At 68.1% G+C, this 10,065-nt stretch carries 11 protein-coding genes and 1 pseudogene; 7 read left to right on the top strand and 5 right to left on the bottom strand.

Translation table 11 applies throughout. The annotated features are described in order from the left end of the window. Positions 1-31: 31 nt before the first annotated feature. Positions 32-181: pseudogene (locus tag C457_RS20855) on the top strand (30S ribosomal protein S3ae); the annotation flags it as partial. Between the two features lie 125 nt (positions 182-306). Here C457_RS20855 and C457_RS05875 read toward each other — a convergent pair. Continuing rightward, positions 307-753 (bottom strand): cupredoxin domain-containing protein, encoded by a 447-nt coding sequence (locus C457_RS05875; RefSeq protein WP_008092816.1) that lies wholly within the window; start codon positions 751-753, stop codon positions 307-309. A gap of 165 nt (positions 754-918) precedes the next feature. Between C457_RS05875 and C457_RS05870 the strand changes: the two genes are divergently transcribed. After that, on the top strand, positions 919-1,590 hold the full coding sequence (locus tag C457_RS05870; RefSeq protein ID WP_008092815.1) for a protein sorting system archaetidylserine synthase: 672 nt from the start codon (positions 919-921) through the stop codon (positions 1,588-1,590). A 28-nt stretch (positions 1,591-1,618) separates the two neighbouring features. On the opposite strand, the gene C457_RS05865 is transcribed toward C457_RS05870, so the two are convergent. After that, complete coding sequence (locus C457_RS05865) at positions 1,619-1,894, bottom strand: DUF7111 family protein (protein WP_008092814.1); 276 nt, start codon at positions 1,892-1,894, stop codon at positions 1,619-1,621. A gap of 124 nt (positions 1,895-2,018) precedes the next feature. Between C457_RS05865 and C457_RS05860 the strand changes: the two genes are divergently transcribed. Beyond that, the gene (locus tag C457_RS05860) at positions 2,019-2,333 is read left to right on the top strand and encodes a hypothetical protein (protein WP_008092812.1); all 315 of its coding nucleotides are present in this window, start codon (positions 2,019-2,021) and stop codon (positions 2,331-2,333) included. Between the two features lie 3 nt (positions 2,334-2,336). Here the strand turns inward: C457_RS05860 and C457_RS05855 are convergent, their stop codons facing one another. Next, positions 2,337-3,479 carry an acyl-CoA dehydrogenase gene (locus C457_RS05855; protein WP_004977450.1) on the bottom strand — a complete coding sequence of 381 codons (1,143 nt, stop codon included), beginning with the start codon at positions 3,477-3,479 and terminating at the stop codon, positions 2,337-2,339. 117 nt (positions 3,480-3,596) lie between these two features. Between C457_RS05855 and C457_RS05850 the strand changes: the two genes are divergently transcribed. Next, positions 3,597-4,673 carry a phytoene/squalene synthase family protein gene (locus C457_RS05850; protein WP_049913411.1) on the top strand — a complete coding sequence of 359 codons (1,077 nt, stop codon included), beginning with the start codon at positions 3,597-3,599 and terminating at the stop codon, positions 4,671-4,673. 221 nt (positions 4,674-4,894) lie between these two features. Further along, positions 4,895-5,743, top strand: a complete 849-nt coding sequence (locus C457_RS05845) for a cytochrome c oxidase subunit 3 (RefSeq protein ID WP_008092807.1) — start codon at positions 4,895-4,897, stop codon at positions 5,741-5,743. Positions 5,744-5,981: 238 nt separating this feature from the next. Here the strand turns inward: C457_RS05845 and C457_RS05840 are convergent, their stop codons facing one another. Further along, positions 5,982-7,640 (bottom strand): potassium channel family protein, encoded by a 1,659-nt coding sequence (locus C457_RS05840; RefSeq protein ID WP_008092804.1) that lies wholly within the window; start codon positions 7,638-7,640, stop codon positions 5,982-5,984. 53 nt (positions 7,641-7,693) lie between these two features. On the opposite strand from C457_RS05840, the gene C457_RS05835 reads away from it, so the two are divergent. After that, on the top strand, positions 7,694-8,044 hold the full coding sequence (locus C457_RS05835; protein ID WP_008092801.1) for a hypothetical protein: 351 nt from the start codon (positions 7,694-7,696) through the stop codon (positions 8,042-8,044). A gap of 166 nt (positions 8,045-8,210) precedes the next feature. After that, the gene (locus C457_RS05830) at positions 8,211-9,026 is read left to right on the top strand and encodes a CDP-alcohol phosphatidyltransferase family protein (RefSeq protein ID WP_008092800.1); all 816 of its coding nucleotides are present in this window, start codon (positions 8,211-8,213) and stop codon (positions 9,024-9,026) included. Here the strand turns inward: C457_RS05830 and C457_RS05825 are convergent, their stop codons facing one another. Next, positions 9,027-9,932, bottom strand: a complete 906-nt coding sequence (locus C457_RS05825; RefSeq protein ID WP_008092797.1) for an SAM-dependent methyltransferase — start codon at positions 9,930-9,932, stop codon at positions 9,027-9,029. Positions 9,933-10,065 lie beyond the last annotated feature (133 nt).

Below are 10,065 nucleotides of genomic sequence, written 5' to 3'. Positions count from 1 at the left end.
GCCTCCCTCGCGCCATCAGAGATGTGTATAAGAGACAGTCTACCCCCTGCGCCGCGTCGAGGTCAAGAAGTTCTCCCTCGAGGCCCGCCCCGAAGAGGTCGAGGCCGAAGAGGAAGCGGCCGTCAGCGTCGACGAAGACGACGTCGCAGTCGACGTGGACGAAGAAGAGACCGAAGCGTAAGCCCGTCTCGCCGACGGCTCGACTTCGAATTTCGACTTTTTACGCGACGACGCGACGGGCGAGAGCCACGCCGCTCTCGGGTCAGATGCTAAACTAAATCCCGGATTCGACGCTGCGCGCCGAGCCTACTCCTCGACGACGATGGTGCCGACCATGCCGGCCTGCTCGTGGGGGATACAGAGGTACTCGTACTCGCCGGGCACGTCGAAGGTGTACGTGTAGGTTTCGCCGCTCCCGATGAGCCCGCCGAGCGAGTTAGAGTAGGCGTCGCGGGCGGCCTGCTCAGTCTCGTAGTTCCCGCTGGCGAAGAACGCGGCGTCCTCGGGAAGCGTGCCCTCGTAGGCGGTAACGGTGTGGCCGCGCGAACTCGTGTTCCGCCAGACGACCTCGTCGCCGACCTCGACGGTCAGCGTCGGCGGGTCGAACGCGACCGCGGTCATTCCGATGTCGAAGTCGTCGCCAGAAGCCATCAAGGTCGCACAGCCCGCGAGGCCGGCCGTCGCGGCCGCTCCGGCCGCTGCGAGGAACTGACGCCGCGTCCGACCGCCGTCCGAGGACCCGTGGTTTCGCATGGTCGCCTCTCGGGACGCGACCGATAAATGTCGCATGGTTCGCTCGCCGAACCGCCGAATCGACCGAGACCGGCCGGAACGCCGCCGGTTCGGGGTCGGTGCGCGGAGCCGCCCACCGACGGACGGAACGTAAGAGGGAAAGGGAAGGTACGCAATCGCATCGGTATGAGACCCCGATTCGTCGGTCGGTTGGGGCCCGCCGACGTGGTCACCGCCGGGAACGCGGCGCTCGGATTCGTCGCGGCGGTGCTGACCGCGGTCGACGTGCGCCTCGCGGCCAAGGCCATCCTGCTCGCCGCGATGGCCGACGGCCTCGACGGCGTGGTTGCCCGGCGCTACGGAGGAACCGACGCGGGGCCGTACCTCGACTCCCTCGCGGACGTGGCTTCCTTCGGCGTCGCCCCCGCCCTGCTCGTCGTCACCGTCGTCCGCGAGATGTGGGGCTTCGACCGGATTCGGGTCGTCGCCGGCGTCGCCGTCGCCGCGCTGTTCGTCGCGGCCGCGGTCGTCAGACTGGCGCTCTACACCGCCTACGACAGCGGCTCCGACGAGACGGTCGGCGTGCCGACGACGCTCGCCGCGACGATTCTGTCGGCGGGCGTCCTCGTCGGCTTCGTCGAGCCGATGTTACTCGTCGTCCTCTCGGCGGTTATGGCCGCGCTCATGCTCTCGGACGTGACCTACCCGGACCTCCACGCGCAGGACGCGCTCGTCATGGGCGTCGTGCAGGGCCTCGCCATCGTCTGCTCGGGGACGCTCGGGCAGGGCTTTTCGTTCGGCTTGCTGTTCTTGGCGCTCGGCTACCTGTTTTTGGGGCCGCGCTTCTACTGGGGTTAATCGGCGCGACGAGAGCCGCGCGCCAGAGTCACATCCCCATGTCTGCCGCGTCGTCCGGGACCGGCAGGTCGTGCGGTGAGACGCCGAGGAGCTCCGCGGCGTGGTCCAAGGCCATGTCGAAGCCGTAGTAGCGTTCGAGTTCGTCGCCGTCGGCGGTCGGGCGGACTTTCAGCATAGCGTAGCCGTCGATGTTCTGAGCCACGGCGGCGGTTCGGCCGTCGCGGTCGAATTCGAGGACGCGCTCGGAGTCGGTGACGTAGTACCGCGCGGTGACGCCGTTCGCTTCTGCGGTTGCGTCGGTCATGCGAGGCGCTAAGGAGTAGGGCCTGTCTAAACTACCGGTTCCGGCGGGCGGGTCGGCACGGCGGACCGGCGTAGAGGGCCACCGGAACGAAAGTGACGTGTGTGTCTCAACCGAGGGGTGAACTATGTGGTTTCAGAGCGGCCGCCGGCGCGACCTTTGTGCCATCCTCTACGACGCGGGCGAACTCCGCGGACAGAAGCTGAAGACCCGACTGGAACGCTACTACGACCTCCGAATCGACCCCCAAGCGTTCTACGGGACGCTCGACGCGCTCGTGGAGGCGGACCACCTCGAACGGCGAACCGAGGGAATCTACGACGTGTACGGCCTCAGCGACGCGGGCGCAGACCGGGTCGAATCGTACCACGCGTGGCTCGCGGAGCGGGTCGAAAACGGGGAGCGCCGGGCGGCCGACGCGGACGCGTCGGTCGTCGACTGACGGTTACTTCTGGAGCCAGTCGCCGATGGTGTTGCGGAGAATCTCGCTCGTCCCCTCGTAAATCTCGTTGAGCTTCGCGTCGCGGTAGTAGCGCTCGGCGGCGAAGTCCTTGGTGTAGCCGTAGCCGCCGTGAATCTGGATGCCCTCGTTCGCCACCTCGCGGCTGATTTCGCTGGCGTAGAGCTTCGCTTGCGCGGCCTCCTTGATGAACGTCTCGTCGCGCATCTTCAGGTCCGCGGCCTTGTGCATGAGGAGCTTCGCGGCCTGGACCTTCGTGTCCATGTCGGCCAGTTTGTGTTTGATTGCCTGGAAGTCGCCGATGGGCTGGTCGAACTGCTCGCGCTCGCCGGCGTACTTCACGGCGTCGTCGAGGGCGGCGCGGGCGATGCCGATAGAGCGCGCCGCGATAGTGATGCGGCCGCCGTTGAGCGTCTTCAGCGCCTGCACGAAGCCGTCGCCCTCGTCGCCGAGGAGCCGGTCTTCGGGGATGCGCATGTCGTCGAAGCGGAGTTCGGCGGTCGGACAGCCCTTGTCGCCGAGTTTGTGTTCCGTACCCTCGACGACGAAGCCGTCGTCCTCCTCAGGGCGGACGACGAACGACGAGATGCCCTTGTTGCCCGCGTCGGGGTCGGTCTTGGCGAAGACGACGACGGTGTCCGCGACCGAGCCGTTCGAAATCCAGAGCTTGCCGCCGTCGACGACGTACTCGTCGCCGTCTTTGACCGCCGTGGTCTCCATCGCCGGTACGTCGCTGCCCGCGCCGGGTTCGGAGAGCGCGAACGCGCCGATGTCGGTGCCCTCGTTGACCGGCGTCAGGTAGGTCTGCTTTTGGTCCTCGTTCCCGAACTCGTAGAGCATGTTGCCGGCGAGGCTCGTGTGGGCGGCGACGATGGTGCCGAGGCCGCCGGAGCCGCGGGAAATCTCCTCGAGACCGATGGCGTAGGAGTGATAGTCGAGGCCGGCACCGCCGTACTCCTCGGGGAAGGGCATGCCCATCAAGCCGAGTTGGCCCATCTCGCGCACGAGATCGGCGGGGAACTCGTCGGTCTCGTCTATCTCCGCCGCGCGAGGTTTGACCTCCTCGTCGACGAACTCCGAGACCATGTCCTTGATTTGCTTCTGCTCCGCAGTGAGCGCGAAGTCCATACGTGAGTCTGTCATCGACTATGCTTATGATTTTCTCCTGCGCCGTCTCGGCCGTTTGAGAGTGGACTCCCCCACGAGACTTTTTATCCCCCCTTCCGTAATACCGGTACGCTTCGAATGTCTCGACACGCCGATGCCCGGCCACCGGCAACTGATGACGACCTCGATTGGTGTCACGATGCAGTTCAGGGGGTCTCTCGTACCTTCGCCCTCACGGTCGACGTCCTCGACGAACCGATGGCGTCGCACATCTGTATCGGATATCTCCTCTGTCGAATCGCCGACACCGTGGAGGATTCGTCTTCAATCGCGCCCGACGAGCAGGCACACCTCCTTCGACTCTACGACCGCGCGCTCGACCCCGACGACGACACCACCGTCGACGAGTTCGTGACCGCAGTACAGCCGCACCTCCCCCCGGAGGGCGAACAGTCCGACGACTGGATGGTCGTCGCCAACACCGCTCGGGTCTTCCGGACGTTCGAGGCGCTTCCGGAGGACGTGCGGGAGGCGGTCACGCCGCCGGTCCGCGAACTCGTCTCGGGCATGGCGATGTTCGTCGAACGCTACTCCCAGACCGGCGGGCTCCGCATCCAGTCACGCGAGGAGCTAGAGGAGTACTGTTACTACGCCGCCGGCACCGTCGGCAACCTCATCACGAACCTCGTGACCCGCGGCAACGTCGACAGCGAGCGCCGCTCGCGGCTCTACGACACCGCCGAGGAGTTCGGCCTGCTCCTCCAGCTCGTGAACATCGCGAAGGACGTTCACGACGACTACACGGCGGAGAACAACGTTTACCTCCCCGCCGACTGGCTCGACGACGCGGGCGTCCCCCAAGAGGAGGTCGTCGCCCCCGAGCACAACGACCGGGCGGCCTCGGTGGTCAAGCGGACCGCCGACCACGCCAAGTCGTTCCTCGACGACGCCCAGACCTACTTGGAGACGGTGCCGCTCCGCGAGGGCAACACGCTCGCCGCGTGGGCGATTCCGTTCCTGCTCGCGGTCGGCACGCTCCGCGAACTCGTCGCCAACCCCGAACACGCGGTGACGGGTGAGGGCGTCAAAATCTCCCGCCAAGAGGTGTTCGCCGTCGTCTCCGAGATGAACGGCGCGAGCGCCGAGTCGCTCGCCGAGATGCGCGAAATCATCTCGCGCCAGCCGTTCCACCGAGCGACGACGAACGCCGACTGAACGACGCAGAGGCGCTGTCGGTCGGGCCCGTTCTGTTTCGCTTCTCTTCTCGCGTCGCTTCGCGCCGAGCGCCGCCGAACGCGCCGGCAGCTTCGGGTCTCGCGAGCGCCGTGTTTCGCACCCGCGGCGGTCGCCGTCGGAACCGCGGTCCGAGACCCATGCGGTCCCGTGACGAACGCAGTTTGGGAGGATTTTTAGTAACCCAAGCATAACGGGCGTCTATGAGTACCGAAGAAGCACACGACGACCACGGCCATCACCTGCCGGCGGTTCAGGACTGGCCGCGCGGCTTCGGCGAGGCGAGCTGGTGGCCGTTCGTCACCGCCGTCGGGGGCGCGGGCATCTACGCCGGTGCCGGGCTGTACGTCATGGGACAGGACGGAATCGTCGGCCAGACGGCGGGACCCGCCGTGTTCATCGGCAGTATCTTCCTCTTCCTGGCCGGGCTCTACGGCTGGTTGTACCACGCGTTCGTGAGCCACTTCTGGTCGCGCGACGCGAGCCAGAAGAGCGCATCGAAGCTCCGTTGGGGCATGATTGCCTTCCTCGGCTCCGAACTCGGGACGTTCGGCGCGCTGTTCGCGTACTACTTCTTCATCCGCGCGGGAACGTGGCCACCGCAAGAGCTACCGCATCTCACCGGGTCGTTGGTCTTGGCTAACACCGCCATCCTCATCGTGTCCAGTTTCACGCTCCACTGGGCGCACGTCGCCATCCGCGAGGAGAACCACCGTAACTTCATCCTCGGTCTCGCCGTCACGCTCCTGCTCGGCGTGATATTCATCGGCGGGCAGGTCTACGAGTACTACGAGTTCATCGTCCACTCGAACTTCTCCATCACCGACGGCATCTTCGGGTCGGCGTTCTACGGCCTCACCGGCCTGCACGGCCTCCACGTCAGCCTCGGCGCGGTGCTTCTCGGTATCGTCTTCGTCCGCGCGCTCCGCGGACAGTACTCCGCCGAGCGTCACGTCTCCGTGAGCACGGCCTCGATGTACTGGCACTTCGTGGACGTCGTCTGGATATTCCTCGTCGTCGTCCTCTACGTCGGCGCGGAAGTCGGCGCGTAACCCCCGTCGCCGCGACGCGACGGCGACCGATTCTTTTTTAATCTACTCCTCCGAGAGCCACGGACGCCGGCACGTCCTGTCGAGGGATGGTAACGGGCGTCCACTGCCATGGGTTGTTCGGACCACGTCCTCGGACGCGACGTGGACGTGTCGGACGTCTCGACCGCCGAGCGGCGGGTCCGGCACACCGACCGAGAGCCGGGTCCGCGTCCGCGACCGAACTCTCGCCCGCGACCGCTCACCCGAACTGTTCGTTGAACCGGTAGATGTCCTCGTCCACGCCGGCGACGATGAGGTCGTCGTCGGCCTCGACTCGGAACTCCGGGCCGATTTCGGTGACGAGCGCACCGTTTCGCTCGACGGCGATGACGGTGCAGTTCGTCCGGGCGCGAACGTCGGCCCCGGCGAGCGTCCGCCCCACGAGGCTGGGCGCGTGGGTCCGGACGATTTCTATCTGCGACTGGGGCGCGATGACCTCCTCGTCGAGGACCGTCGAGGCGAGCATGCGCCCGGCGACCGTCGACAGCGCGAGGACGTAGTCCGCGCCGGCGCGGTAGAGTTTGGCGATGCTCTCGGTCTCGTTGGCGCGGGCGATGACCTCCGTCTCTTCGGAGACGCGCTCGGAGACGAGCGTGGCGAAGACCGCCGTCGTGTCGTTGTCGAGCGCGAGAAGGACGCCGCGAGCCTCGGTGACGTTCGCCTCCGAGAGCGTCTGCGGGTCGGTGATGTCGCCGACGAGGTCGACGCCGGGTTTGTCCTGCTTGTCGACGACGAGGTGCGGGACGCCGGCACTCGCCAGCGTCTCGGCCGCGGTCGAGCCGACCTCACCGTACCCGGCGACGATGACGGTCCCGCGGCGGAACCGCCGCGCCGACGACAGCGTCAGCGCGCGGAGCTCTTCGAGCTGTTTCTCGCGGCCGACGACGAGCAGGATGGTGTGCTCGTCGATGACGGCGTCCGGGGCGGGCGGGGAGACGAACTCGCCGGTGAACCACGCGCCGATGACGTTGACCCCGGTGACCTGGCCGATGCCGCTCTCGGCGATGGTCAGTCCCTCGACGGGGCTCCCGCGCTGGACGAGCAGCTCCGCGACCTCGAAGTCCTCGCCGATTTCGATGGCGTCGCCGAGTTCCGAGGAGATGGACGTGGTCGCCTTGCCGGCGAGGCTCTCGCCGAGGAGTCGGCGCGGGGAGACGACCCGGTCGGCCCCGGCGTAGCGGTGGTAGTCGGCGACCTCGGGGTCCTCGATGAGGCTGACGACGCGGGCGTCGGGGGCGACCTGCTTGGCGGCGAGGATGATGCTCGCGTTCGTCTCGTCGTCGTCGTCGGCGACGATGGCGAGCGCCTCGGCCGCGTTCGCGGCTTCGAGCGACTCGATGGCCTCGGGGTCGCCGTGGACGACCTCGTACCCCTCGCCGTACAGCTCCTCGGCGCGGTCGCGGTCGGCTTCGAGAATCACGTACGGCATGTCCATCGAGTCGAGTTCGTCCACGAGGGCGTCGCCACGGGGGGTGAACGTACAGATGACGACGTGGTCCGTGCGCGTCGAGGTCGTCGGCGGTGCGGTCCGCAGGGCGTCTTCGACGAGCGGGACGAGAAACAGCGGGAGCGTGAGGAAGACGGTCGTGACCCCCGTGAGCTGCATCAGAATCGACAGCATGAGTAGCGGCGGGTGGTCGACCCAAAACCGGGTCTGTTCGCCGTAGCCCGTCGTCGTGAACGTCTCGACGACGACGTGGACCGCCTGCAGGAACGTGACGTCTTCCCCGGCGAAAAAGCCCGCCGCCCACTGGTAGGCGACGGAGAACGCGAGCATCAACAGCCCGGCCCCCGCGAGGTAGCGGCCGAGTCGCCGCTTTGCCTTCGACAACCCGGGGCCGTCGCCCGAAATAGACATAGTCGGGCTATGAGCGCCGGTGGCTAAAAGCGTCCTGACACGGTAAGCACTCCATGAGCCGCCGACGGGACGCCGCGCTCGCGGGGTCGGTGCTCGTCCCCACCGCGGTCGCGGCGGTCCTCCTACGGACGCCGGTGACACCGGGACCGGTCCTCGTCGGCGTCGTCGGGGCGCTCGCGCTGGAAGCGGCGCTGTCGATTCGGGCGTCGAGCGTCCGCGCGCTGTGGGAGCGACGAACCGTGCAGGCCGTCTCCGTCGCGGTCGCCGTCATCGGAACCGCCCTGGGTGTCGTCGTCTTCGGACGCGCGACGCTACTCGCCGTCGCGGCCGGACTCTCGACTTATCTGTTCCTCCTCGCCGCGGTCGAACTCCGGAGTCGTCGCCGAGGAGATAGCCGCCCGTGATTCGGCTCTGCCGACCTGTTACGCGAGGAATACTTAACCGGCGTCCGTCCACCAGTACGGGTATGTGTAGCACACCGTCCGACCGCCGAGGCGACAGTCCGCGACCGTGACGCTCTCGGGGAGTAACGGGGCGACTGCTCGGACGACCCGCCGGACGAGACGCCGCGTGCTCGAAACCGGCGGCGCGGCGGCAGCGGCAACGCTGGGGTTCGGCGTGCTCCTCGCGACCGAGTGGGTGTGGCTCGTCTCGCGCGCCGACCCCTCGCCCGAGACCGCCGCGGTGACGTGGGCCGCCGGAACCCTGCTCGTCGTCGTCGGCCTCTGCGCGTACGCCTACGCGAACGCGGACGAGAACGTCGCGCCCGGCGACGGAGCGACCGAGTCGGAGCCCGGGCGGCCCTACGACAGCCTCGGCCTCCCGACCGCTGTCACGCTCGCTCGAGGCTTCCTCGTCGCGGGCGTCGCGGGCATCGCCGGCGTGGCGCTCTACGGGCCGCTGAGCCCGTCGTGGGCGTGGGCCGCAGCCGTCGGCTACGGGGCTGCGGCCGCGCTCGACGCCCTCGACGGGGCGCTCGCTCGCAGACTCGACCGCGTCAGCCGACTCGGCGCGCGACTCGACACCGCGGTCGACGCCTTCGGCCTCCTCGTGGCCCCGCTCGCCGGCGTCTTCCTCGGAGAACTCGCGTGGTGGTACCTCTCGGTCGGGGCGGCGCGGTACGTCTTTCTCCTCGGCCTCCGGCTCCGCGAGCGAGCGGGCCGACCGACGTTCGACCTCCCGCCCCGCGCGTCGCGGCGCGTCCTCGCCGGCGTCCAGATGGCCGTCGTCCCGCTGGCGCTCGCTCCCGGTGTCTTCGACCCGTGGATGCTCCTCGTGACCGGCGTCGCGGCGGCGGCGCTCCTGCTCGGGTTCGCTCGGGACTGGGGCTACGTCTCGGGCCGGTTCAGGAGGGAAGGCGACGGAAACGCATCAGTTCCGGAGTAATCAGTCGAGTTCGGCCAACACGTCGAGGTTGTGGGCGACGTACGCGAGTTCGTCGCCCGCGAGGTCGTCGTGCCGAGCCTCGAGCCACCCGTCGAGCGTCTCGCGGTCGACCGCAGCCGACTTGCCGACCGACTCTTCGACGAAGCCGAGGACGCGGTCGAGGAAGATTCGCGCCTCGTCGTCGTGCGGCGGGTGGACGACCCAGTCCGAGCCGCCGGCGGCGACGACCGGCGCGCCGAGGTCGGGGAGGACCGAAAGGAGGTCGGAACCGGTGTCCGGCCCCGCGCGTTCGCCGCCGCACATCGTCTCGTGGTACGCGCCGAGAACCGCCTCGTCGGCGGGGTGACTCGGGCGGAACGCGGTTCGGCCGTCGAACGTGATAGGCGCGTAGAAGAGCCCCCCGTCCGTCAGCCGCGAGAGGAGCGCGTCGACCGCGCGGCGGAGCGGGAGCACGTCGAGGACTGCGTGCGCGACCACGAGGTCGATGGCCTTCGGGAGGACCGTCATCGCCTCGAAGAGGTCGCTCGTCACGTACGTGAGAGAGACGCTTCGGCCGTGACGCTCGATGCGGAAGCCGTCGGGCGTCGGCTCGGCGGTCCAGCCGGCGGCGCGCGCCCACTTCGCGAACGCCGCGGCCGCGTGGTCGGCCATCCCGCGCTTCCGGTCGACCATGACGTACTTTATCTCGTCGTACGCGTCGAAGACGCCCCACGAGAGGAGTCGCCGACACATCGCGCCCGTCCCCGCGCCGACCGAGACGACGCGGAGCGGCTGTCCAGACCGCGACTCGGCGCGCGCTTCCAGCCGGTCGATGAGACTGGCGAGGGTCGGTCGGTGGAGCGCGCGGTCGTCCACGGACTCCTTCGCGCGGAGGTAGTGGACGAACCGGTCGTCGTGGCTGGTCACGACCGCCCCGTCTCGGCGGACTCGTATAACCGTTCTCCCGACGCCGGCCCGACGGGTGCGAGCGAACCGGTCACAGTAAACACGCTGAAGTGTGAACTGAGCGAAACGTTCGCCCGATTCGCCCGGAAAGTAT

Origin of the sequence: Haloferax prahovense DSM 18310 (assembly GCF_000336815.1) — an archaeon.
Taxonomy (GTDB): Archaea; Halobacteriota; Halobacteria; order Halobacteriales; family Haloferacaceae; genus Haloferax; species Haloferax prahovense.
This window is presented reverse-complemented; position numbering and strand designations above follow the sequence as displayed.